General features: G+C 61.2%; 23 protein-coding genes, 1 tRNA gene and 1 other RNA gene. 9 read left to right on the plus strand and 16 right to left on the minus strand.

Annotated features, from left to right (window positions below):
- Positions 1-2: 2 nt before the first annotated feature.
- The gene (locus KUV51_RS16475; RefSeq protein ID WP_222522545.1) at positions 3-401 is read left to right on the plus strand and encodes an ACT domain-containing protein; all 399 of its coding nucleotides are present in this window, start codon (positions 3-5) and stop codon (positions 399-401) included.
- A 172-nt stretch (positions 402-573) separates the two neighbouring features.
- Here KUV51_RS16475 and KUV51_RS16480 read toward each other — a convergent pair.
- A tRNA-Met gene (locus KUV51_RS16480) sits at positions 574-650 on the minus strand.
- A gap of 47 nt (positions 651-697) precedes the next feature.
- Complete coding sequence (gene hemE / locus KUV51_RS16485; RefSeq protein ID WP_222522546.1) at positions 698-1747, minus strand: uroporphyrinogen decarboxylase; 1050 nt, start codon at positions 1745-1747, stop codon at positions 698-700.
- 66 nt (positions 1748-1813) lie between these two features.
- Between hemE and hemC the strand changes: the two genes are divergently transcribed.
- Complete coding sequence (gene hemC, locus KUV51_RS16490) at positions 1814-2770, plus strand: hydroxymethylbilane synthase (RefSeq protein ID WP_222522547.1); 957 nt, start codon at positions 1814-1816, stop codon at positions 2768-2770.
- 192 nt (positions 2771-2962) lie between these two features.
- A complete protein-coding gene (locus KUV51_RS16495) occupies positions 2963-4549 on the plus strand; it encodes an acyl-CoA dehydrogenase family protein (RefSeq protein ID WP_222522548.1) in 1587 nt (528 codons plus the stop codon).
- 108 nt (positions 4550-4657) lie between these two features.
- Here KUV51_RS16495 and hemF read toward each other — a convergent pair whose 3' ends face one another.
- From hemF to clpS, 4 genes are all read right to left on the minus strand, one after another.
- On the minus strand, positions 4658-5551 hold the full coding sequence (gene hemF / locus KUV51_RS16500) for an oxygen-dependent coproporphyrinogen oxidase (RefSeq protein ID WP_222522549.1): 894 nt from the start codon (positions 5549-5551) through the stop codon (positions 4658-4660).
- 67 nt (positions 5552-5618) lie between these two features.
- On the minus strand, positions 5619-6422 hold the full coding sequence (locus tag KUV51_RS16505) for an SDR family NAD(P)-dependent oxidoreductase (protein WP_222522550.1): 804 nt from the start codon (positions 6420-6422) through the stop codon (positions 5619-5621).
- A gap of 3 nt (positions 6423-6425) precedes the next feature.
- Positions 6426-7409 (minus strand): class I SAM-dependent methyltransferase, encoded by a 984-nt coding sequence (locus tag KUV51_RS16510; protein ID WP_315898839.1) that lies wholly within the window; start codon positions 7407-7409, stop codon positions 6426-6428.
- 9 nt (positions 7410-7418) lie between these two features.
- Positions 7419-7760 (minus strand): ATP-dependent Clp protease adapter ClpS, encoded by a 342-nt coding sequence (gene clpS, locus KUV51_RS16515; RefSeq protein ID WP_410001084.1) that lies wholly within the window; start codon positions 7758-7760, stop codon positions 7419-7421.
- Positions 7761-7885: 125 nt separating this feature from the next.
- Here clpS and KUV51_RS16520 point away from each other — a divergent pair, with 125 nt between their 5' ends.
- On the plus strand, positions 7886-8584 hold the full coding sequence (locus tag KUV51_RS16520; protein ID WP_222522552.1) for an HAD family hydrolase: 699 nt from the start codon (positions 7886-7888) through the stop codon (positions 8582-8584).
- Between the two features lie 265 nt (positions 8585-8849).
- Positions 8850-10235: a D-alanyl-D-alanine carboxypeptidase family protein gene (locus tag KUV51_RS16525; RefSeq protein WP_222522553.1), complete on the plus strand. Its 1386-nt coding sequence runs from the start codon at positions 8850-8852 to the stop codon at positions 10233-10235.
- On the opposite strand, the gene KUV51_RS16530 is transcribed toward KUV51_RS16525, so the two are convergent.
- Positions 10232-11041 (minus strand): zinc-dependent peptidase, encoded by an 810-nt coding sequence (locus tag KUV51_RS16530; RefSeq protein ID WP_222522554.1) that lies wholly within the window; start codon positions 11039-11041, stop codon positions 10232-10234. The two genes, KUV51_RS16525 and KUV51_RS16530, sit on opposite strands and share 4 nt — an antisense overlap.
- Positions 11038-11913: a LysR family transcriptional regulator gene (locus KUV51_RS16535; protein ID WP_222522555.1), complete on the minus strand. Its 876-nt coding sequence runs from the start codon at positions 11911-11913 to the stop codon at positions 11038-11040. The genes KUV51_RS16530 and KUV51_RS16535 overlap by 4 nt, the downstream gene beginning before the upstream one ends.
- A gap of 225 nt (positions 11914-12138) precedes the next feature.
- Here KUV51_RS16535 and KUV51_RS16540 point away from each other — a divergent pair, with 225 nt between their 5' ends.
- The gene (locus tag KUV51_RS16540; RefSeq protein WP_222522556.1) at positions 12139-12375 is read left to right on the plus strand and encodes a DUF6552 family protein; all 237 of its coding nucleotides are present in this window, start codon (positions 12139-12141) and stop codon (positions 12373-12375) included.
- A gap of 55 nt (positions 12376-12430) precedes the next feature.
- Here the strand turns inward: KUV51_RS16540 and KUV51_RS16545 are convergent, their stop codons facing one another.
- The 5 genes from KUV51_RS16545 to KUV51_RS16565 all read right to left on the minus strand — a co-directional run bounded on the left by KUV51_RS16545 (position 12431) and on the right by KUV51_RS16565 (position 18940).
- Positions 12431-14008 (minus strand): ABC transporter ATP-binding protein, encoded by a 1578-nt coding sequence (locus KUV51_RS16545; RefSeq protein WP_222522557.1) that lies wholly within the window; start codon positions 14006-14008, stop codon positions 12431-12433.
- On the minus strand, positions 14008-15198 hold the full coding sequence (locus KUV51_RS16550; RefSeq protein ID WP_222522558.1) for an ABC transporter permease: 1191 nt from the start codon (positions 15196-15198) through the stop codon (positions 14008-14010). Before KUV51_RS16550 ends, KUV51_RS16545 begins: the two co-directional genes overlap by 1 nt.
- The gene (locus KUV51_RS16555; RefSeq protein ID WP_222522559.1) at positions 15198-16289 is read right to left on the minus strand and encodes a microcin C ABC transporter permease YejB; all 1092 of its coding nucleotides are present in this window, start codon (positions 16287-16289) and stop codon (positions 15198-15200) included. The genes KUV51_RS16550 and KUV51_RS16555 overlap by 1 nt, the downstream gene beginning before the upstream one ends.
- A gap of 4 nt (positions 16290-16293) precedes the next feature.
- Positions 16294-18126, minus strand: a complete 1833-nt coding sequence (locus KUV51_RS16560; protein WP_261385901.1) for an extracellular solute-binding protein — start codon at positions 18124-18126, stop codon at positions 16294-16296.
- A gap of 310 nt (positions 18127-18436) precedes the next feature.
- The gene (locus KUV51_RS16565) at positions 18437-18940 is read right to left on the minus strand and encodes a c-type cytochrome (protein WP_222522561.1); all 504 of its coding nucleotides are present in this window, start codon (positions 18938-18940) and stop codon (positions 18437-18439) included.
- 137 nt (positions 18941-19077) lie between these two features.
- On the opposite strand from KUV51_RS16565, the gene KUV51_RS16570 reads away from it, so the two are divergent.
- Positions 19078-19908 carry a prephenate dehydratase gene (locus KUV51_RS16570; RefSeq protein WP_222522562.1) on the plus strand — a complete coding sequence of 277 codons (831 nt, stop codon included), beginning with the start codon at positions 19078-19080 and terminating at the stop codon, positions 19906-19908.
- A gap of 5 nt (positions 19909-19913) precedes the next feature.
- Here KUV51_RS16570 and KUV51_RS16575 read toward each other — a convergent pair whose 3' ends face one another.
- Both KUV51_RS16575 and nudC read right to left on the minus strand, forming a co-directional pair.
- Entirely contained in the window at positions 19914-20381 is a 468-nt protein-coding gene (locus tag KUV51_RS16575) for an SRPBCC family protein (protein WP_222522563.1), read from the minus strand.
- Positions 20382-20422: 41 nt separating this feature from the next.
- Positions 20423-21394 carry an NAD(+) diphosphatase gene (gene nudC / locus KUV51_RS16580; protein ID WP_222522564.1) on the minus strand — a complete coding sequence of 324 codons (972 nt, stop codon included), beginning with the start codon at positions 21392-21394 and terminating at the stop codon, positions 20423-20425.
- A 134-nt stretch (positions 21395-21528) separates the two neighbouring features.
- Here nudC and KUV51_RS16585 point away from each other — a divergent pair, with 134 nt between their 5' ends.
- The gene (locus KUV51_RS16585; RefSeq protein ID WP_222522565.1) at positions 21529-23343 is read left to right on the plus strand and encodes a 5'-nucleotidase C-terminal domain-containing protein; all 1815 of its coding nucleotides are present in this window, start codon (positions 21529-21531) and stop codon (positions 23341-23343) included.
- A gap of 50 nt (positions 23344-23393) precedes the next feature.
- Positions 23394-23491: signal recognition particle sRNA small type (ffs, locus tag KUV51_RS16590), an RNA gene on the plus strand.
- A gap of 64 nt (positions 23492-23555) precedes the next feature.
- Here ffs and KUV51_RS16595 read toward each other — a convergent pair.
- A complete protein-coding gene (locus tag KUV51_RS16595) occupies positions 23556-24419 on the minus strand; it encodes an alpha/beta fold hydrolase (protein ID WP_222522566.1) in 864 nt (287 codons plus the stop codon).
- Positions 24420-24474 lie beyond the last annotated feature (55 nt).

Here is a 24474-nt window from a genome sequence, read left to right on the forward strand (position 1 = left end):
CCATGCCCGTCACCGACACCCACGCCATGATCTCCGGCATGACCCCGGCCCTGCAACCGGGCGCTTGGGTCTTCTGCACGATGCCGGAACCTGTCGGGCTGGCCGACGCCTTCGCCCTGATCCGCGAGGCCGAAGGCATGACCCTGATCCTACCCTTCGATGTGGCGCAGGCCGCGGGTCAGGACGTCTCAGTCGTCATGTCGCTTATCACGCTCGAGGTTTTCTCAGACCTGGAAGGCATCGGCCTGACCGCAGCCGTCTCCACCGCGCTGGCAGGCGCAGGCATCAGCTGCAACGTCGTCGCCGCCTATCACCACGACCACATCTTTGTCGGCCAAGCAGACGCGGACCGCGCTGTTAAGGTGCTCAAAGCGCTGCAACAAGACGCCTCCAAATCCTAACAATTCCTGAATCCGCCCCTGTAAGGTATTGAATTCAAGTGTTCGGAGTCGCGTCCCACGCTGGGACGGGGAGTACAAACGTCTCGCCAAGCCCCTCGCAGGGGCTCGGGGCATTCGCCTCTTTTGAACCGTCCACTGGACGCTTCAATTTTCTTCGAAAACCAGAGTTGAATGGTGGCGTGGGGGAGACTTGAACTCCCGACCTCTCGATTATGAGTCGAGCGCTCTAACCAGCTGAGCTACCGCGCCATGGAGGCGTGACCTATGCCAGCGCCTCAGAGTCGTCAAGCCAGAAATCAGGTCTTTGTCGCCCGCACCGTCTCGATCATCAGCGCCACATTCTCCGGGTCCGCATCGGGCGTGATCCCGTGGCCCAGGTTGAATATATGCGGCCCCTTCGAAAACGCCCGCACAATCGCCTGCGTCTCCTCCACCAAGGCCTGTCCCCCCGTCACCATGTGGGACGAAGCAAGGTTGCCCTGAACACCGCCACTGGTCTGCACGTTGGCCGCCGCCCAATCCGGCGACACCGAGTTGTCGAGCGCCACACAATCCACACCGGTGGCAGCATGAAACCCGATGTATCCATCGCCAGCCTCACGCGGGAACCCAATGACCGGAATATGCGGATATCGCGCCTTCAAGGCCGCCGTAATCTCCGCACAAGGAGCGACAGCATATTTCTGGAACGCCTCCCCTTTGAGCGAGCCCGCCCAGCTGTCAAAAATCTTCACAACCTCTGCCCCGGCATCGATCTGCGCGGCAAGGTATTCAATGGTGGCCGCGGTGATGCGCGCGATAAGCGCATCAAAGGCCGCAGGATTGCCCTCGCGCATGGCATGTGCAGGCCCCTGATCCGGCGTGCCCCGACCCGCAATCATATAGGTGGCGACAGTCCACGGCGCCCCGGCAAAACCAATCAGCGTGGTTTCATCGGGTAGCTCGCGGCGCAGGATCCGAACCGTTTCGTAGATGGGGTTCAACGTCTCGTGGATGTTATCCACCGGCTTCAATGCATCGACACCAGATTGATCCGTGATGGTCGACAGGCGCGGCCCTTCTCCGGTCACGAACCACAGATCGGCACCCAGCGCCTGCGGCACCAGCAGGATGTCGGCAAACAGGATCGCGGCGTCAAAACCGTAGCGCCGAATGGGTTGCAACGTCACCTCGGCGGCGAGGTCTGGATTGTAGCACAAAGACAAGAAGTCCCCGGCCTGCGCCCGCGTCGCGCGATATTCAGGCAGGTAACGCCCCGCCTGCCGCATCATCCAGATCGGCGGCGTCGGCAGCACTTCACCCGCCAAGGCCCGCAGAATTGTCTTGCCGGTTCCGCCGTCTTTCATCACACACGCCCCTGTCTGATCGTTTCCAGTTGTCAACATAAGTTGACACACCTAAAAGATAAAGCCATGACTGTGCGCCTACCTTCTCCTGCCGCTCCGCTCAAGATCGGAACACGCGGCTCCCCCCTCGCCCTTGCCCAAGCCTACGAGACGCGCCGACGTCTTGGCGCCGCGTTTGACCTGCCCGAAGACGCGTTTGAGATCGTCGTGATCAAAGTGACGGGCGACAACCGGTCCATGATCGACGCGGACCGCCCGTTGAAAGAGATTGGAAACAAGGGCCTCTTTACCCGCGAGATTGAAGAAGACCTGCTGGCCGGTAAGATCGACATCGCCGTGCACTCGACCAAGGATATGCCGACGGTTCAGCCGGATGGCTTGGTCCTAGACACATTCCTTCCGCGCGAAGATGTGCGCGATGCGTTCATCTCACACAGACTGACCAGCATCGCGGATCTGCCCGAGGGCGCGACGGTCGGCACCTCGTCGCTGCGCCGCCGTGCCCAGCTGCTGGTCAAGCGGCCGGATCTGAACGTGGTCGAGTTCCGTGGCAATGTTCAGACCCGCCTGCAAAAGCTGGCAGACGGGGTCGCCGATTGCACGTTCCTTGCCCATGCGGGCCTGAACCGGCTGAACATGTCGGACGTCCCGGCCACCCCGATTGAGCCCACCGACATGCTGCCGGCCATTGCCCAGGGGGCCATCGGCATCGAACGACGCAGCAATGATGCCAATACGGCCGAGCTGTTGGCGGCAATCCACGACGCACCCACCGGGCAACGCGTGGCGACCGAGCGGCAATTCCTGTTCACATTGGACGGCTCCTGCGAGACGCCCATCGCCGGGCTTGCTACCATAGACGGCGACACACTGACGCTGATGGGTGAAGTGCTCCGCCCCGATGGCTCGGAGGCATGCAGCGGCACACGGCAAGGCCCGGTTGCGGACGGCCCGGCCATGGGCACAGATCTGGCACAGGAGCTTTTGAAAACAGCGGGCAAAGGGTTCTTCGACTGGCACTGATCCTCTTTCACTTTGCCAGATAAACTCCGGGGGAGGCGCGCAGCGCCGAGGGCAGAGCCCCCAATGGTCGGCACCGATGGCCGCCCGACCCTTCGGGGAGGATTTTTTTGAAACAGGGAAGGACGGACCCGCGCGCTGCAAAGAGCCGCCGTACCCTTGACGGACGCGGGTGCGGAAGCCCACCTTTCCACTATGCCCGGACCACGCCATCACCTGCCCACGCACGAGGTTGAGAACCAGCCCGAGCCGATTGCTGACGTGAATCTCTTTGCATCCGATCCCATCCTGATGGCGAGCGTACCGGACCGATTGTCCGACTACGGCGCAGCGCTCGGCCTGTCGGAGACACGGGGTATGGGGCGCGCGGCCAATGTGCATGTCCCGGAACTGAACCTGTTCGATACCGGCGGGCGGCGGCTGGACGAGGTCGTCTTTCATCCCGCCTATCACGACATGATGACGCTGAGCCAGGAGGCGGGCTATGCTGCGACCGCATGGGATGGCGGCAGCCATGTGGAGCATGCAGCCATGGTCTACATGGCAAGCCAGATCGAACCGGGGCATTGCTGTCCTCTGACCATGACCTATGCCGCTGTGCCTGCGTTTCAGGTGAGCGCAGACCTTGCGCGGGACTGGGTGCCGAAGCTGACCGCCCGGTCATACGACCCGCGTATCCTGCCGATCCATCAGAAATCCTCTGCCACGCTCGGCATGGCGATGACCGAGAAACAGGGGGGCTCGGACGTACGGGCCAATACCACGTGCGCGGTACGTGACGGTGATCACTGGCGGCTTACCGGTCACAAATGGTTCTGCTCGGCCCCGATGTCCGATGGGTTCCTGACCCTTGCCCAGACCAGAGATGGTTTGACCTGCTTCCTTGTCCCCCGGTGGCTCGATGGGGATCGCAACGCCATCCACCTGATGCGTTTGAAGGACAAGCTGGGCAACAAGGCAAACGCATCGTCCGAGATCGAATATCACGATGCGCTGGCCTATCAGTTGGGCGACGAGGGCCGCGGTGTGCAGACGATCATAGAAATGGTGCATCATACGCGTCTCGATACTGCCATGGCGCCTGCGGGCCTCATGCGCGGGGCGCTGAGCCATGCGATGCACTGGGTGCAGCACCGGCGAGTGTTTCAGAAGACACTGATTGATCAGCCCTTGATGCGCTCGGTGCTCGCCGATCTGATCCTCGACTGGCAGGCGGCGACGCGGCTGGGGCTGCATGTTGCGACCGCCTTTGACGACCCGGATGCCCGCCCCCTTGCCCGCATCAGCGTCGCGCTCGCGAAGTTCCTAAACAACAAGCTCTGCCCGCGCGTCACGCTCGAGGCGATGGAGGCACTGGGCGGGATGGGCTATGTCGAGGATACGCCCATGCCCATGTACTACCGCGAGGCACCGCTCAACTCGATCTGGGAGGGATCGGGCAATGTGATCTGCCTCGACATCCTGCGCACGCTGGCGCGGGAACCCGAGGCTGGGGCAGCGCTAAATGCCGATCTTGACGCCGCGCGGGGGAGCGATCCGCGATACGATCAGGCGCTGGACGCGCATCGCGCGCGGTGGCCGACATTGGCGCCCGAGGCTGAAGCGCGCGCTTTTGCCGAGCGCACGGCGCTGCTGCTGGCGGGATCTGTGTTGATCCGTACCGCACCGGCGGCAGTGGCGGAGGGGTTTGTGGGCACGCGGTTGCACCAGCCAAGCGGTCAGATCGCTGGTAGCGCCTCGGGGCTGGACACGCGCGCGATCCTTGACAGTTTCACGACCTGACGGGTCGGCGGGCGGGCGCCTTTGCGCAGTGCGCAAACAGAGCCGCCCGTCGACGCAAAAAACTTTCCAAAGAAATCAGAGTATTGAGCTTGTCCCCGCGGGGACAGATCACACCCACTTCGCCAGCGGTGGCAAAGACATCAGAACCGCGTTGGCATCATGCCCCGTCTCGAGCCCGAACTTTGTGCCCCGGTCATAGACCAGATTGTACTCGGCATAGAGCCCTCGATGCACCAGTTGCGCGTCCTTGTCCGCATCGGTCCAGTCCTGAACCCGGCGCTTTTCGACAAGGGGGACATATGCAGGCAAAAACGCGCGACCGATGTCCTGCGTCAGAGCAAAATCCGCTTCCCAATCGCCGGTGTTGTGGTCATCCATGAAGATGCCGCCGACGCCCCGCGCGCGGTGGCGGTGGGGGATATAGAAGTATTCGTCCGCCCAGTCCTTGAGCCGTGGATAGTGCGCCTCCCCATGCGGGTCGAGATGCGCCTTTTGCTGAGCGTGAAAATGGGCCGTGTCCTCGTCATACTCGATGCACGGATTAAGGTCAGACCCGCCCCCGAACCACCAAGCGTGAGGCGTCCAGAACATGCGGGTGTTCATGTGTACGGCCGGGCAATGCGGGTTCTGCATATGCGCAACGAGCGAGATACCGGAGGCCCAGAAGCGTGGATCGTCTTTCATGCCGGGAATGCCCTTGCGCGCGGCCATGGCCATCTGCGCGCGCTCGCCCAAAGTGCCGTAGACGGTGGAAACGTTCACGCCGACCTTCTCGAACACGCGGCCACCACGCATGACGCTCATCAAGCCGCCGCCCGCGTCCGAGCCATCGTCAGAGGTGCGCTTGGTTTCTGTCACCTCGAACCGACCGGGTGTACCATCGGACAATGGCCCCTCTGCGTGGCTGTCCTCCAGCCCTTCGAAAGCCGCCACGATGTCATCACGCAACTGGCGGAACCACGCGGCGGCGCGGGTTTTCTGGGTGTCGAACTGTTCGGTCATTGCGCACTGTCCTGTTTGATTGACACTTTTCTAGCCCAGCTATCGCCGCAGGGCAAAGTGCAAAACGTCAGTGCGCAGGGGCCTCGACCGGGTCGAGCAGGCTGCGCCCGCCATCAACCGTCATCACGTCACCGGTGACAAAGCCGGAGCCGTCGGAGGCGAGGAACTGAACGGCGTCCACCATCTCGGTCGGGCTGGCGATACGGTGCAGCGGTGTGCGTGTTTCGATCTCTTCCCGCCACTCGGGGTTCTCGCCAATGGCGGATTTGAGCGATGCCGACATGACCGAGCCAAAGGCCACGGCATTCACGCGGATGCGCTGCGGCGCGAGTGCGAGGGCCATAGAGCGGGTCATCTGCTCCAGCCCTGCGGATGCGATGGAATAGCCCAGAAGTTCGGGCCGTGTCTGGTGCGCGGCAATGGAGCTGAGGTTGATGATGGAACCGACGCAGGCTGATTCCGTGTCATCCTTGGCCTGCTTGATCATGCGCCGCGCGACCTGTTGCGTCAGACGCAGCGCCGTCATCAGGTTTTGTTCGAGCAGGGTTTCGACCGACGTATCCTCAGGATCGAGCGCGTCGGTCGGCATCACCTGCCGAGAGGCATTCACCAGAATATCGACCTGATCGAAGGCGTCGATGGTGGCCGAGACAAGGTTCGCGATGGTCAGGCGCTGGCGCAAGTCACCCGCAAAGTAGCGAATGTTGCCTTCTTCCGCGACATCACCCAGCTCTGCGTGCAGGCGCTTTTCATCCATGTCAGCGCACATCACGTTCGCGCCCCGATCCGCAAAGTGCCGCGCTATCGCCAGACCGATGCCGTTGGCCGCGCCCGTGACAATCGCCGTCTTGCCGTTGATGGAAAAGGACATCTGTTACCTTTTTCTCTGCTTGGGCCGTTCGGCTCGGACCAGTTTGAACCGCGCATCGCCGTCCAGTTCAACCACTTTGGCGAAATTGGACGCGAGGGCATCTTCGTAGGGCAAATGCCGGTTGGCGACCATCCACAGCGCCCCATGGGGACGCAGGATGCGCGCAGCATTGGTGATGAAGGCGCGTCCGATGGAGGGATCGGCGCTGCGGGATTTGTGGAACGGAGGGTTCATAACGACCGCGTCGACTTTTGCCGGCGGGGTCCAGGTTGTGGCGTCGGCCCAATGGAAGTGCGCGCGGTCGTCGGTGACGTTGTGGCGAGCGCACTGCAGGGCCATGTCGTGGGCTTCTACCAGATGCACGGTTTCGATGTCTCGGGTCAGGATATGGGCCGAAAGGTATCCCCAGCCTGCGCCGAGGTCGGCGACGGTTCCGACCATGGTGTCTGGCAATGCCTCCACCAACAGAGCCGAGGCCGGATCAACGCCATCTGCAGAAAATACACCAGGCGCTGTCCAGAAGCCGCCGGGATGCAGTTCGGGCCCGCGTGCCCAGTCGGACAGATCCGTGCCGCCCGAGATCCAGTAGATCTTGCCATGCGCTTTGGAGATGGGGGCGCTGACGTCGGTGCGTTGGCGCAGCGCCTTGAGCATGGAATCCGCGCCATCCGTCTTTTGCCCGTCGATGATCAACGCGCCATCGGTCTGGCCTGCGGCTGCTGCGACAAGCGCCTGAGCTTCGGCCCGTGCGCGGGTCAGGCAGACGATGCTGGCAGCAAAGCGTGTGTCTTTGGGAAGCTCGGGCGACACGGTGTAGCCCATCTGTTCAAAGCGCGCACAAGCGGTGACCAAAGGCGACACGACATGTACGCGATCCTTGGGGAGTGCGGACAAATCCGCGTCCTCTGCCGGATGCAGAACGGCCACGGGGCCATCGCCCAAAGCGTCCATCGCTTCGAGCGCCAGGGGCAGGCGATCACCTAGCACGTAGGCGGCCTATTCCTCTTTTTCCATGGTGCATTGCAGCGGGTGCTGGTGGCGGCGGGCAAAGTCCATGACCTGTGCCACCTTGGTTTCCGCGATCTCGTGGCTGAAGACACCCACGACAGCGAGCCCCTTCTTGTGCACGGTCAGCATGATCTCGAACGCTTGTGCATGGTTCAGGCCAAAGAAGCGCTCGAGCACGTGGACCACGAACTCCATCGGCGTGTAGTCGTCGTTCAGAAGCAGCACCTTGTAGAGCGGCGGGCGCTTGGTCTTGGGTTTGACGTCCGTGACGACGGCCGTATCGCCATCGTCATCTGCGGGTCCTGCGGACTTTTGAGCCAAAATATGCATGTCTTGCAGCATGCGCGTCCTCTTGGAAGCCGGGAATCTTTTGGTGAACTTGGATCACCCTATATAACGCCACCACGCATTTAGGAAAGAGGGCGGTGCGGGATTGTCGCGCCGTGGTGAATGGAATGGGGTTTGAACCGGCCTGCATCGGCTTTGATGCCGACGACACGCTGTGGCACAACGAGCGCGTGTTCAAGCTGACGCAGGAGCGGTTTGCCGAGCTTCTGGCGCCCCATGTGGATGTGCCGGATCTGGATGCCCAATTGCTGGCTGCCGAGCGGCGCAACATTGGTCACTATGGCTTTGGCGTCAAAGGCTTCGTGTTGTCGATGATCGAGACAGCGCTGGAGGTGACCGGGAACGAGGTGCCGGGTGCGGTGATCAGCGACCTCATTGCCGCGGGGCAGGAGATGCTGGCCCACCCCATCGACCTGCTGCCTCATGCCAAGGACGCGGTGGCCGTCGCGAAGGAGCATGGGCCGGTGCTGCTGATCACCAAGGGCGATCTGTTGGATCAGGAGCGGAAGCTGGCACAGTCGGGCCTGGGTGATCTGTTTGACGGGGTCGAGATCGTGTCGGACAAGACACCATCGGTCTATGCCCGGATCTTTGCAGCCCATGGTGGGGCTGACCGCGGCATGATGATTGGCAATTCCATGAAATCCGATGTCCGCCCAATGATCGACGCGGGCGGCTTTGGGGTGTTTGTGCCCCACGACCTGGCCTGGGATCTGGAAGCCGCCGAGGCGCCGGATACCCATCCGCGCTATGCGGCCCTGCCCGACCTCGGCGCCTTGCCCGACTTTCTGCGCACGGCGCGATAGCCGTCGCCACATTCCTGCCACAATCGCCTTATTGGGGCCATGCGCGTCCGCATACCCAACATGTTGAGTTTCCCATCGGCGGAAAAACGGAAACGTGTGGGACATCAACACTTTATCGCAAATACGACCTGTGCTACGTTTCAAACAATTACAAAAAGGTCAGCCAAATAATTGGCGGCCAGAGGCAGACATAGGCAGGTTTACCGTGAAGGTTCGGCGCACACAGCCGGCCCGGCTAGGGCTCATTCTATTTGCATTGTTGTGGATGGTGGTCATCGTGCCCGCCTCTGTGAGGGCGGCACCTTATGCCGCCATGGTGATGGACGCGCGAACGGGTGAGGTTTTGCACTCGCGCAACGCCGATACGCGGCTGCACCCGGCCTCTCTGACCAAGATGATGACCCTCTACGTGGTATTCCAGGCGGTTGAGCAAGGTGAGATCACGATGGACACCAAGATCAAGGTGTCGAAGAAAGCCGCCGCCGAGGTGCCGTCGAAGCTGGGCCTGAAAGCCGGGTCGAGCATCAAGCTGCGCTATCTGGTGCGTGCGTCGGCCGTGAAGTCGGCCAACGATGCCGCCACGGCCATTGCCGAGGGGATTTCAGGGTCCGAGGCGGCCTTTGCCCGCCGGATGAACCGCACGGCCAAGGCGTTGGGCATGACCCGCTCGACCTTCAAGAACGCCCATGGCCTCACCGAGAGCGGGCACCTGTCGACTGCACGTGACATGACCATCCTTGGTCGCCACCTATTTTATGACTTCCCACAGTATTACAACCTTTTCTCCCGCACCTCGACCCACGCGGGCATCGCGGATGTACGCAACACGAACCGACGCCTGCTGGCTGCGTACAAGGGCGCGGATGGGATCAAGACAGGGTACACCCGGGCTGCGGGCTTCAACCTCGTATCCTCCGCCCAGCGTGGAGACGAACGCATCATCGCCACCGTCTTTGGCGGCAAGTCGACAGCCTCGCGCAACGCAAAGGTGGCAGAACTGCTCGACCTCGGTTTCCGCCGTGCCCCGAGCCGCGCGCCCGTGCGGAAACCGACAAAGCCCAGCTATGTGCCGGGTGATGATGCGATCATCGTTGCAGGCAATCAGGACGCGCCGCAGGGCGCGGGCAAGATCATTCGCCTGAGCGGTGCGGTGAAGACCAGCTATCGTCCGAAAATGCGTCCCGGCACGGCAGCACCCGTGCTGGTCGCCCAGGCGCCGGTGGCATCTACCGTGCTGCCCGACGACATTCAGACCGCCCTTGTGGCGGCGCAGACGAACGAGACCGCCACGGCCGTTGCAGCCGCTGTGGCGTCGGCGGCTATCGCGCCCACTGTCCGACCCGAGGCACGCCCGACGCAGGTTGCATTGGTTCAGGAACCGGAGGTGGTCACCCGTGTCTCCACCTCAGGCGGGCGCCATTGGGGTGTGAACATCGGTCGCTATCCAAGCCGCTACAAGGCAGAGAAAGTGTTGCTGCAGACCGCGCTCGCGGAAATGTCGTCGCTGGATGGGTCGCTGCGCAAGGTGGTCCGCCGCCCGACTGGTTTTGACGCCAATTTCATGGGCATGACCCGCGAAAGTGCCGATCTGGCGTGCCGCCGTCTGCAATCGCGCAACGTGACCTGCTTCATGGTTGGACCGCAGTCCTAGGACCAGTTGACCGGATCGACGTTCAGCAACGTCGCAAGCTGGTCATAGACCTCGGGTTCTGCCCCTTTCAGCGCGTCGGGCCGTTCGAAGAACAGCTCGACCACAACGGCAAAGAACTCCTCGTGATTTGTTGCGCCATACGGGTCGATGACGGTGCGCCGACCGGCATCGACATTGGCAACATGACGGTCATAGGCTTCGACGATGACTTGGGCCCAGGCAGCGAAGCTCTGACCCGGTGCCATGGGCGGTGCGCCGTCGGTTTGGCCTGACAGGTCGTCGAGCTGGTGGGCGAACTCATGCAGGACCACATTCAGCCCATCGTCGTCATTCAACCCGCCTTGCCGTACGTCGCGCCAGGACAGGACCACCGGCCCGCGTGACCAGCTTTCGCCAAGGCGTACGATCTCCTCCTCTGTCACGACATAGCCGTCCTGCCGGGTCTGTTTGGATTTGAAGGCCCCGGGGTAGATCAACACCGTGGTCAGGTGCTTGTACCACGCATCGGTGCCCACAACGAGCAAGGCGGCCTGCCCTGCAATGCTCAACGCCATTTCGTCACTGACCTCAAGCCCGTTACAACCGACAAGTTCCACTTGATTGAGGAAAAGCGCCACCTTGCCTTCGAACGGCGCCTTGAGAGCGGCGGGCAGTTTGCGGATCAGCGGCACCTCGCGCAGCATGATCTGCCATTCCTCATCCGTCAGACGCGAGGCCAGCACCTCTTGCTGCCATTGCCGTTTCCGCCACGCGCGCCAGAGAAGCGCCGCGCCGATGACAGCAAGCAGGCCGAAGAACAAGGTCATGCGCGCGCGGCCTTTCTGATCCAACGGATGAAATCACGCAGCGCTGGCCGCTGTACGCCGGGGCGTGTCACAAGGTAATACCCCGCCCCTTCCGTCTTGTCCTCGTGCAGAACCACCAGCCGCCCGGCCGTAATGTCGGCATTGACGAAGTTGCGCACGGTCACCGCGAGCCCCTGCCCATCCCGCGCGCCGTCAAGCATGAGGTTCCCCGGTACCTGCGTCACCGACCCTCTGGGCATGTTTGCCGCGCCCCTTTGCGTCAGCCAGCGCGAGCTTTCGGTCGTCCCGATCTCCTCCAGCCAGGGCAAGGCACCCAGATTGGCCGGATCGGACACATCATGCCCGACCACGAGATGTGGGGCCGCAACGACGACCATGGAGGTCGGAACGAGCAATTCACTGTCGAGCCCGTCCCAGCCACCAACGCCATAGCGGATCGACAGGTCAACGCCGCCGGGTGTCAGGGCCACGATGTCGGATGTCGGGTTCAGCACCAGATTGATCTCGGGGTGTTTTGTCCGAAACTCGGACAGGCGCGGCATGAGCCATGCGGCAGCAAAGCTGGGCGTGGGCGAGATATGCAAGGGGCGTGCGGCCTCTGCGCCCGTGACCAGCGCCACGGCACGGCCAATGCTTGCGAACCCTTCGGCGCACCCCTGTGCGAGGATTTCGCCGTCAGCGGTGAGCGTCATGGCACGGCCCGACCGATCAAAGAGACTGATACCAAGATGCGTTTCAAGCGCGCGCAGCTGTTGGCTAACGGCAGCGTGGCTGACCGAAAGTGCCTGCCCGGCCGCCACGACGCTGCCCGTGTCAACAAATGCGGCAAAGGCGCGGAGGGACGCCAAAGGGGGAAGATCGCGCCAGTCCATATGTCACCTCAGCTTACACATTAGAATTCCAATTGAGTCGCATCCAAAGCGTCTATCCTTAACATATAAGCATATTCCTTTTCTCCCCAAGAGGTGTCACATGCTCGGAATTTACGCTCAAACTTTCATGACGGCAGCCCGCCAGGAGCGCTGTGTCCGCGTCACCCTTCCCCGCCGCCGCTGGTGGCATTCCAAGCGGACCAAATGCATCGATCTGGAGCGGTTATGAACGCGATTGTCCGCCGCTCGACCGAGACAAGCACGATCAAGTGGGGCGCGTCGGTTATCCAGATCTTCGGCTATGGCGCGACCGCTCTCGGGCTGGCGCCGCTGAACATGTATCTGTTTCTGGTGGGTCTGATTGGCTGGCTGATCGTCGGCATACGCTGGAACGACATGGCAATGACCATCATCCATGTCGTCGCCCTGAGCGCTATGGTGATCGGACTGGCGCTGGCCTGAAGGGATGGCGGGCGGGGTGTCGTTGGCCCGTAGGGTCAACGCACGTCGCGCGTCGTCAATGCGCCGCTTGCAGAAGAAGGCGCGTGTAGTCTGTCTGCGGTCGCTCAAAGAGATCGTCCGCATCGCCCTGCTCGACCACGTCGCCCTGTTTCATCACCAGCACCTTGTGGCTCATCGCCCGCACCACCTTGAGGTCATGTGAGATGAACAGGAACGCGAGCCCGTATTTCTGTTGCAGCCCGCGCAGCAGTTCAACGATCTGCACCTGCACCGTCATGTCCAGCGCCGATGTCGGTTCGTCCAGCACCACGAGTTTCGGCCTCAGGACCATGGCCCGCGCAATGGCAATGCGCTGGCGCTGACCGCCGGAGAACTCGTGCGGGTAGCGGTCCATCGTCATCGGATCCAGCCCCACCTCGGCCATGACCTCGGCCACAACCTCGCGCGGGTGACGACCATCGGTGATGCCGTGCACGCCCAGCCCTTCGGCAATGATCTGCATCGCGGTCATGCGTGGGGACAGTGACCCGAACGGATCCTGAAACACGATCTGCATGTCCTTGCGCAGCCGCCGCAATTCGCGCACCGACCAGGCGCGGATGTCCTGACCCATATACACAATCCGCCCCTCGGACGAGATCAGCCGCATGATGGCAAGTGCCAAAGTGGTCTTGCCCGACCCACTTTCGCCAACAATGCCCACGGTCTCGCCTGCGCGCACCTTGATCGTTGCATCGTTCACGGCCTTCACGTGACCCACCGTCTTGCGCAGCAAACCAGCTGTGATCGGGAACCAGACCTTGAGGTGCTCCGTCTCCGCCACCAGCTCGGCATTCTGCGGCACGGGCGCCGGTTGCCCCTTGGGTTCCGCGCTCAGCAGCTTCTGGGTGTAAGGGTGTTGGGGATTGTCGAAAATCTCTTTCGTCGGACCCGTTTCAACGATCTCGCCGTTCTGCATCACGCAGACCCGGTCGGCGATCCGTCGCACGATCCCGAGGTCATGGGTGATGAACAAAAGGCCCATCCGCTCCGACTCTTTCAGCTCGGCCAGCAGTTCCAGGATCTGCGCCTGAATAGTCACGTCCAGCGCCGTGGTCGGTTCGTCGGCAATCAGCACATCAGGCTTGTTGGCAAGCGCCATGGCGATCATGACGCGCTGCCGCTGGCCGCCCGACAACTCGTGCGGATATGCGTTCAGGCGGGTCTCCGCATCGCGAATCCCAACCTTGTCCAGCAGTTCAAGAACACGGCCGCGGGCCGCGTCTCCGGCCAGACCCTGGTGCAGGGCCAGGCTTTCGCCCAATTGCTTGGCGATGGTGTGCAGCGGGTTCAGGGACGTCATGGGTTCCTGAAAGATGAACGATATGTCGTTGCCGCGCACTTGCCGCAGAAGCCGCTCATCGGCATCGATCATCTCTTGCCCGTCATAAGTGACTGATCCCGATACCTCGGCACTGTCGCCCAGCAGGGACACCGTGGACAGGGCCGATACCGACTTTCCAGAGCCGCTTTCGCCCACCAGTGCAACCGTCTCGCCCCGGTCGACATGGAAGGACACACCGTTGACGGCTTGGGTCAATTGCCCGTCCTGCCGGAAACCGACGCGCAGGTCTTTCACTTGCAGAAGTGCCATCAGGTGAAGGTCTTTCGTGGGTCGAACGCGTCGCGGATGCCTTCGAAGATGAAGATCAGCAGGCTGAGCATCACGGCGAACACGGTAAAGGCTGTGAAAGCAAGCCAGGGGGCTTGCAGGTTCTGTTTGGCTTGCAACGTCAACTCACCCAGCGAGGGGGCAGAGGATGGCAGGCCGAAGCCGAGAAAGTCGAGGACCGCGAGGGACGAGATTGTGCCGGTGATGATGAAGGGCAGCATCGTCAGCGTCGCAACCATTGCATTGGGCAGCATATGGCGGAACATGATGGTGAGGTTGCTGACGCCCAGCGCGCGGGCAGCACGCACATATTCGAGGTTCCGGGCCCGCAGGAATTCCGCTCGGACCACTCCGACAAGGCCCGTCCAGCCGAACAGGATCAGCAGGAAGACAAGCAGCCAGAAACTTCGCCCCAGGATCGCGAACATGATGATGATCACGTAAAGGCTCGGCGTGGAGGACCAGATCTCGATGATCCGCTGGAAGATCAGGTCGGTGCGCCCACCGAAATACCCTTGGATGGCACCCGCAAAAATACCGACAATGGCCGACGCGCCGGTCACAACCAGGGTAAAGAGGACAGACAGACGGAAGCCATGAATGACGCGGGCCAGCACATCGCGCTTGGTCCCATCGGTGCCCAGCAGATTCTCTCCGTTGGGTGGCAGGGGGGCAGCGCCCGGACGGTCGACGGCTGTGTCAAAGCTGTAGGGAATGAGGGGCCAAATCGTCCAGCCCTTCGTGATCGCCTCGCCATCGACTTCACCGTCCTGTGCGTCCTCAATGACACCTTCCGGATCATCAAAACAGGCCTCGAGCCCTCCCGATACGATCAGGCATTCAACCTCCGGGTCGCGGTAGCTTGCTTCCGTCCTGAAGTCGCCGCCAAACGCCGTTTCGGGATAGAAATTCCAGATCGGAGTATAAAACTCGTTCTGATAGCGCACGAGGATCGGTTTGTCGTAGGCGATCAGCTCGGCCACCAGCGACAGCCCGAAAAGGATCGAAAAGATCCAAAGCGACCAGTAGGCCCGGCGGTTTTTCTTGAAGTTCCGCCAGCGGCGCTGGTTCAACGGCGACAGCGAAAAGAACGGCCGACGGGGTGCTGGTGCCGCCGCAGGTGTTGGCTCGGGTTGCGCAGGCGGCTCGGTGATGGGGTCACGCATCGCCATCAGCCCTCCCTCCGCTCAAAATCGATGCGCGGGTCGACCAGCACATACATCAGGTCCGACAGGATGCCGACAAGAAGGCCGATCAGACCAAAGATGTAGAGGGTGCCGAAGACGATTGGGTAGTCCCGCGCCACGGCCGCTTCGAACCCGAGGCGCCCGAGACCGTCGAGCGAAAAGATGGTTTCGATGATCAGAGAGCCGCCGAAGAACACCCCGATGAACACGGCCGGGAAGCCAGCGATCACGATCAGCATGGCGTTGCGGAAGACATGACCATAGAGCACACGCCTTTCCGACAAGCCCTTCGCGCGGGCGGTCATCACGTAGAGTTTCTTGATCTCGTCCAGGAAACTGTTCTTGGTCAGCAAGGTCAGAGTGGCAAAGGCTCCGATTGTACCTGCCAGAACGGGCAGCGTGATGTGCCAGAAGTAGTCCAGCACCTTGCCAACGGTGCTCAGGTTGTCCCAGTTGTCGGATGTCAGGCCACGCAGCGGGAAAATCTGAAAATAGCTGCCACCTGCGAACAGAACAAGCAGGAGAATGGCAAACAGGAAGCCCGGAATGGCATAGGCCGCGATGATTGCCCCGGAGGTCCATGTATCAAACGGCGTGCCGTCCTTGACCGCCTTGCGAATGCCGAGGGGGATCGACACGAGATAGGCGATCAGGGTGGACCACAAGCCCAGCGTAATCGACACCGGCAGTTTTTCGATGATCAGGTCCACGACGCTGATAGATCGGAAGTAACTGTCCCCGAAGTCAAAGCGGGCATAATTCCAGATCATGTTGAGAAAGCGCTCGACAGGTGGCTTGTCGAAGCCGAACTCGCGTTCAAGCTCGGCGATGAATTCCGGCGGCAACCCTCGCGCGCCCACATAAGTGCTGTCGGACGCGGTATTGAGCTCATCGGCCCCTGCATCGTTGTTCCCGCCGGCAAAGCCGCCAAACACGTCTCCTCCGCCTTGCGCGCGGGCGATGGCCTGCTCGACAGGACCGCCCGGGACGAATTGCGTCAGGGTGAAGTTGACGAGCAGGATGCCCAGCAAGGTTGGAATGACCAGCAGCAGCCTACGCAGGATGTAGGGACCCATGCCCTTACCTCAGCGCGCCGGAGGCTCGGAGAGCGTCCGCCTTTTCCTCGTTCACCCACCAGAAGTCGAGATAGCCGAGGTTGTAGGGCGGGATTTCTTCAGGATGTTCGTACATGTCGTAATACGCCACCCAGTGGTTCGGGTTGTACCACAAGGGTATCATGATGAACTCATGGCGCAGCGCCCGATCGAGCGCGCGCATGGCCGCATATTCCTCGTCCTGCGTTTCGGCGCGCAGCGACACATTGATGATCTCATCGATCAGGGGGCTGGCCAGCCCCGCCGGGTTGAACAGAGAGAACGCGGCATTCTCGGAGCCAAAGCGCTGGCGCAGACCTGTGCCCGTTCCGATAAAAGCTGCGTATTGATCATAGAGCAGATCGTAGTCCCGATCCCGTTCGCGCGCCGTGAACTGCGATGAATCCACGCGCTCCAGCGTGATGTCGATGCCCATGTCCGAGACGTTGGACACGAAATTCTCCATCACACCGGTCAGGGTTGGTGATGCAGCACTGCTAAACAGAAAGTTCAGCTTGAGCGTTTCGCCCTCTGCATTGCGGCGCAAGCCGTCATCACCCACTTCCCATCCCGCATCATCCAAGAGGCGCATGGCCTGGCGCACATTGCGGCGGTCGCGCAGCGTTTCCGTATTCGACGTGTGGGGGAGACGCGCGGGTTCGGTAAGCATCTCTTCCGGAACCAGATCGCCAAGCGATTGCAGCAGCTCCAGCTCCAACCCCTCTGGTGCGTCAGTGGCCATCACTGGCGTACCCTGACTGAATGACGTGCGCTGCTGGAAAAGGCCATATTGCAGGCTCTCGTTCGTCCATTCGAAGTTGTAGGCCAAGGCCACAGCTTCCCGTACACGCCGATCCTGCAATTGTTCAGAACCGAGATTGAAGATGATGCCGGTCGGTATGGGCGGAGCGCCGTCGAGCAATTCCTTTTTCACAACAGCGCCGTTCTGCACTTTAGGGAACTCATACTGCGTGGCCCAAATGCGGCTGTCGCCTTCCGCGCGGAAAGTGTACTCACCTGCTTTAAATGCCTCGAACGCGGCAGCGCTGTCGCCGAACATCTCGACCCTCAGCCGGTCGAAGTTCAACCGCCCCACGTTGAACGGGAGATCGCGGCCCCAGTGGTCAGGATTTCGCTTGAGCACGATACGGCGCGAGATGTCGACACTTTCCACCATGTAGGCGCCTGATCCGGGTGAGATGTCCAGACGGCTTTCGTTCAGCTTGGCCCCGGTCTCTTCATACCACTTCTTCGACCATGCGGGCACGCCGCCAACCTGCTCGATGAGGGTTCGGCGCGAAATTCCGTCGGCGAAGTAGAATTTGATCGTATGATCGTCGATCACTTCGACCTTTGGAATGCGCTTGCGCACCGCGTCGGCATAGGATTTGAGCCCCTGATCCAAAAGCAGGTTGTGACTGAACGCGATGTCATGCGCAGTGACGGGTGTGCCGTCAGAAAAGCGCGCTTCGGGCCGCATGTAGAAAATGACCCATGACCTGTCCTCCGGGTATTCCAGCCGTTCGCAAAGCAGGCAGTAGTACTCACCGTACACGTCTGCAGGTGCCGCAGCGCCGGCTGGCGCTTCGCCCAACAGGCTTTCATACATGAAGACCGAAAACGCATGCGCGCGCCCTTGGCGGGCATACGGGTTCATCGAATCCAGTGTACCAACAAAGGAGATCGCCAATTCTCCGCCTTTCGGTGCATCGGGATTCACATAATCGAAATGCGGATAATCAGCTGGATAGGTCAGCTCACCGTAGAAATTGTAACCATGTGACGACATGATGTTTTGATCATCGTCGGCACGCGCCATACCGGACGCAGCCAAGGTGATCAGAAGCCCAAGGACACCAAGGCCACCCCACCAGATGTGTTTGTTTCGTGCAGCTTTCACGCGTGCTTGCGGGATCTGACGCCTGGGGGTCTGTCGCATGTGTATCCTCCGTACCGGTGGCATTCTGGGCCGTCTTGTTATGGGAAGTAAGCTAAATGCCCACCCCGCCAATATGCAACTTGAGAATACGTGATCGTGATCCCGGGCATGTGAGGTCTTGTAACAATCGACACAAAAAAGCCGCGAGCACGGTGCACGCGGCCTTTCTAGACGAAAATTTGCGCAACAATCAGTTGCCGATGCTGTCGAGATAGGCGATCAGGTTGGCCCGATCCTCAATGTCGCGCAGGCCATTGTAACCCATGGACGTGCCCGGTGCCCAGCCGCGGGGGTTTTCCAGGAACGCGTTCAGGTTTTCCGGCGACCACACATCAGCGACATCGTTCAGCGCGCCAGAGTAGGAGCCGTAGCCTGTCGAGCCCACTTCGCGACCGACGACACCAAAAAGGTGCGGTCCTACCGCGTTTGCACCGTCTTCCAGCTTGTGACAGGCGCTGCACTGACGGAAGACGCGCTGGCCCGCGCCCGCATCTGCAGCGGCAAAGACGTCGGCAAACGCCACTTCAACAGTCTCTTCGGTAGACTCTTCGGCACCGGTGTCGATCACGTAGGCCTGATCGCCATAACCATCCACGTGGTACAGCGCATCTGCGGCCCACTGGCCCAGCAAAAGCACCAGCAGCGCACCGCACAGGCTGGCTGCAATCTTGGTAAAGGTCATGGTGTCGAACATTTCGCTTCCGATTCCGTGGCTTTGTATGTTGTTCCGGCGGGTATCTACGGCTTCCCCTTGGCACTGGCAAGGTATAGAAACCGCGACCAATCGCCCTGCCGGGTTCAAGGTAGCGGCCCGGCAACAAAGGACCAACGATGTCGACACGAATTGCGTTCCAGGGGGATTTGGGCGCCTACGGCCATGAGGCCGTTCTCAAGGCGCGGCCCACCGCAACCCCGGTGCCCTGCCACGCGTTCGAGGACGTCATTGCAGCTGTGCGCGAAGGTGCCGCCGATATGGCGATGCTGCCGGTTGAAAATACGACCTATGGCCGTGTTGCAGACATCCACCGGCTATTGCCGCAAAGCGGGTTGCATATCGTTGACGAAGCCTTTGTCCGGGTCCGGATCGCGTTGATGGCAATGCCGGGCCAGACACTGGCCGACATTTCACTGGTGCGTGCCCATCCTGTCCTGATCCCGCAAGCGCGGGCCTATCTGGATGCAAATGAAATTGCAGCGGAAGCCGCGCCCGACAGCGCGGGCGCTGCGGCGGACATTGCGCAAGCCGGGGAACAGGGTGTTGGCGCACTGGCATCCTCTGTCGCGGCGGACATCTACGGTCTGAACGTGCTTGCAAATGACATTGAGGATCAGGGGCACAACACGACCCGCTTCCTTCTGATGGCACCGGAAAAGGACCTGACACGCCGCGGCGAGACGATGATCACGACCTTTGTCTTTGAAGTGCGCAACATCCCGGCGGCGCTTTACAAAGCCATGGGCGGTTTTGCCACGAACGGGGTCAACATGACGAAGCTGGAAAGCTACATGGTTGGCGGTGCCTTTACCGCGACACAGTTTTACGCCGATGTCGAAGGGCATCCGGACGATCCCGGAGTGGCGCGCGCACTGGAAGAGTTGGACTATTTCACCAACCGTCTGGACATTCTGGGCGTCTACCCGGCAGCAGCAGGGCGCGACTAGACGACCTACGCACTGCGTTGCAGGCGGTCCTCCAATCCCTTGGCGTAGTCCGCAACCCGCAGCTTGAAGCGCTTGTTCAGCGATGTCTTGGCCAGCTTCAGGGACTGCACGAACAACCGCGCCGACAACGTGAGCGGCGTCAACTCAAGCCCAAGCGCCATTCGGGTTCGGCTACGCGACAGAGCCAAAAGCTCGACCGAAAATGTGCCCGTCACGCCAGCCGACTTCACATCGAACACCATTTCATTGGGCGCATCGTAGCGTATCATTTTCAAGGTCATTTCTCTCTGCCGTCCGCGCATCCGGAAGGCGACGTCCCATTGCATGCCCACACCCGGTTGCGTCAGAGGGTCAGTGCGCCGAATATCCGCGCCGCGCCGCATCGCTTGCCGTTCAAACCCATCGAAGTCATTGAGCGCCTCGAAAACCGCTTCAATCGGTGCCGCAACGTCTTCCCTGGCCGAGAATTTCATGCCTGATGCCTGCTATCGTGTGATTTGTGCACAGTCTCACTTCAATCGAGTGTGTCCGCAAGCCAGTTCTCAAGCAAAAAGTGCGCAATTGCGCCTTTCCGAGCTGGAAGTATCGTTTCGTGTTCACCAGCAAATATTGCCAGCATCTCTTCGCGCGTGACCCAGACGGCGTCTTCGATCTCATTGGGGTCGATGGTAATGTCACGGGTAAGGGCAGACCCGCGACAACCAAACATCAAGGACGCGGGGAAGGGCCAGGGTTGGCTCGCCAGGTATTCGACCGAACCGACCTGCACGCCCGCCTCTTCCAGCACTTCGCGGCGCACCGCCGCCTCCAGCGTTTCGCCCGGTTCGACAAAACCGGCCAGCAGTGAGTACATCCCCTCGGGCCAACCGGGCGAGCGGCCCATCAGCACAGCGTTGCCACAAGTGATAAGCATGATGACAACCGGATCGGTACGGGGGAAGTGATGTGCGCCGCAGGAAAGACACGTGCGCTGCCAACCTGCTTGCGTCATGGTTGAAGCAGCGCCGCACTTGGCGCAAAAGCCATGCGTGTCATGCCAGCCAAAGACGGCGCGTGCCGTGGCGGCCAATTCGGCATCTCGCGGCGACAGCCACGTCATGACCCGGCGCAGTTCCGCAAAAACCTCATCCTCGGCACAGGATGGGTGCCGCTGCTCCGTCGGATCAAGAAACCCACCCAAGACAGACGGATCAAGGTCTGACGGCTCCCAGGCGGATAGATCGACGGCAAAGCGCGGCGCGCCGTCTTCGCGCCCCAGAAAGATGGCCGTATCCGAATTTGCATCAAGACAGACAGGATGATCCATCGGCAGGCGCATCAGGGTTGCGGGCCGGCTACGATGGATCAATGGCTTGCCGCGCCAAATCGCGATGGCCCGTGCAGCAGGATCCATCTTGGCGCCTGCAATTGCGTTTTCATCGCTGCGCAGTTCGGCAGCGCGATCGAGGCCAGATCCGCCGAATGTCACCGTTTCCGCATGTTTCATGGCCGCACCTTTTACCGATCTTCGCGGCGCTGTCCTTGGCACGGGTCGTTCGACGACGCAATGTGCAGGCGTATGGCGCAAAGGTTTGCCATTTTTTCCTTGCACCACGCACAACCGTAAGGTGCAGTGCAGGCATGACGGTTACGAGTGCCCAGTTTCGTATTGCAGCGACGTCCGATGTTCACATGCACCTCACGGGGTGGGACGCATTGCGCGATACATCCGTGGATGGGCGCGGCATGGACCGTTTGGCATCCGTCATCAAGGAGGAGCGCGCGGGCGCACCGGGCGGTTGGGCGCTGTTTGACAATGGCGACGCACTTCAAGGCACGCCCTTGGGCGACCACTGTGTCGATGAGGTCGACAGGCACCCATGGCCCACTGTCTTGAACACATTGGGCTATGATGCCGTGGGCCTGGGCAATCATGATTTCGACTTTGGCCTGCCCTTCTTGGAAGCGGTCATGCAACAGGTGGACTGCCCGGTCCTGTGTGCCAATGCGACCTCGACCGCGATGACGTGCACGCAAGCACACACGCTGTTGGACCAAAGGCTGACATGCTCGGATGGACAGGTGCGGCAGCTGCGGCTGGGCGTGACATCGGTCTTGCCTCCGCAAACTGGAGTGTGGAATCGTCGCTGTCTGGACGGCTCCGTACGTTTCGAAGGCGGCGTGCAGGCCGCAAGAGCCGCGGTCTGCGCATTGCGGGCTTTGGGCGCGGACCTTGTGATCGCGCTGTGCCATAGCGGATTGACCGACGGGATCGATGCAACCGGCGAAAACTTTGCCACCGCGATTGCCTCGGACGTGCCGGGCGTGGATGCAATGATCCTGGGACATACACATTTGCGCTTTCCTGGCCCGGATCATGCCGGTTTCGCAGGTGTGGACGCCCATAGCGGAACGCTTCACGGTGTTCCCGCCGTCATGCCCGCACATGCGGGGAGCGAACTGGGTCTGGTCGACCTTGCACTGACATATGATGATGGCTGGCATGTGACGTCTCATCAGGTGCGCAGGCGCGGGGTTTGCAAAGGCACCGTGTCTGACGCGGCCATCACCGAGATCACCCGACCATTCATTGCCGCATCCCAGTCGCGCTTGAATACTCCGTTGGCGGACTTGTCCACACATTGGCATAGCTGGTTCTCCATGCTGCGCCCCTCCGCCACCGAGGCGCTGGTCGCGCGCGCCGTATCGACCACGATTGCCAATGCCGTTGCTGGTACCGATCTTGCGAACCTTCCGCTCTTGTCTGGTGTCGCTCCTGCCGCTTTGGGCGGTCGGGCTGGCGCGGGCAACTACGTCGATATTCAGCCGGGGGCCTTCCGCGAACGACACATTGCAATGCTAAGCCCCTATCCGAACACGATCTGGGCCGCAGTTCTGACCGGGGCCGAGATCTGGGACTGGATTGATCGGAGCCTCGTCTATTTTGCCGAGGACAGCGGCCCTGGTTCAGCACTCATCAACCCCGATGCGCCCGCTTTCAACTTCGATACGATCTATGGCGTGGAAGCCGAGATCGATCTGTGTTCTCCAGCGGCTTTTGACGTAAACGGGCACCGTGTCCGCCGGAATGCGACACGTGTTCATCGTCTGCGCCGACGCGGCCGTGACGTGGACCCGCATGAACGGTTCGTACTGGCGATGACCAGTTACCGGGCTGCAGGTGGTGGAAATTTCCCCGGCATCGGGCCGCACACCCGCACCGTCCGCACCGATATCGAACTGCGCGCCGCATTGCGTGCCGAAGTGATGCGGGACGATGCGCTGAACGCAGTTCAAGGCGCGCTGCCCTGGCACTTTGTCGGAACGAAACAGACGCGACGTGTGATACAGACAGCCCCGAGTGCTGCTGACCATTTGTCGGACATCGCGGCGTTTGAACCACGTGTTCTGGGGTTGGACGACGACGGCTTCTTGCGCTTGGAGGTTACCGCATAGAGGCCATTGCCCCCCTTGCACCGGTGGGGTGGGCTCTTTATATCGCTTCGTGAGAGGTTGGCGCGGGCAGGCGCCTCGCCAACCCGGTCAGATCCGGAAGGAAGCAGCCGTAACGAGCCCCGCTTGGGTCGTTGTCAATCTCTCACCTCGAACCAAAACGCCTGTTTTGGTAGCACCCGGCAGCGCATCGCGTATGGGCGAGTGGGTAACGATCACCCCTCCAGCAGCACCGGCCACAACGCTCTGTTCCGCCGCGAAAATGCGCCGACATGGCCGACCTTGCCCAGCCCGTGCGCCTTGGGATCAATCACGATGGGGTCCGCACCATAGACACGCGCCAATCGCGCGGTTTGCGCAGGCGGGATCAAGTCATCATCGGTAAATGCGTGGAGCTTTACAGTTGCGTCGCTGCTCCAGGCTGGGGCGGGCAACCGCGGACCAAAATCAGCGTCATAGAAGGATCGGGACGTACACCATTTGCGCCATTGCCAGAAGACGCCAGCGGGCAAGTCCTCACCCATCCGCAACGCCTTGCCGGGCAGATAACCGCACAGAAGCGTGGCAAGTGGCCCAAGGGTGAACCAGAAATTCAATGCCACGGCGCGATAGGGCCACGGGTGGTCATGATGGTGCACCATGCCGGACGACACCCCGATGACACGCACCACATCTTCCAACTCCGGCTGGTTCGGCAGCAACATCGTGCCCAGTGAATGACCGATAATCCACAGGGGCGTGTCGGGAACCTCGCGCCGGATCGCGCGACGGGCGGCGACCTGATCCCGGATACCCCAATCCGACATGTCAGCCTGCACCTTGCGCAAGGGTCCGGCGAATGAACGCCCCATACCGCGATAGTCATAGGTCAGCACGGCCATGCCGCGTTCGGCTGCCAGCCATCGGGCAAAGTGGGCATAGAAGGTCTGCGGCACGCCGGTTGCGCTGTTCAGCACGACGGCCGCGAAAGGACGCTGGTCCGGTCGGTACAGACGACCCACCAGTTCTGCGCCATCCTCGGTTTTGAATGCCAGCGACCGTTCCGTCACGCTGCGTTGCATCGGGCTTGCATCAAGCATTCGAATGTCCTCCATCGAGACTAGACCACTTGGTCCAATCTGCACGCTGGACCAA

It is taken from the genome of Tateyamaria omphalii (assembly GCF_019802125.1).
GTDB classification, from domain to species: Bacteria; Pseudomonadota; Alphaproteobacteria; order Rhodobacterales; family Rhodobacteraceae; genus Tateyamaria; species Tateyamaria omphalii_B.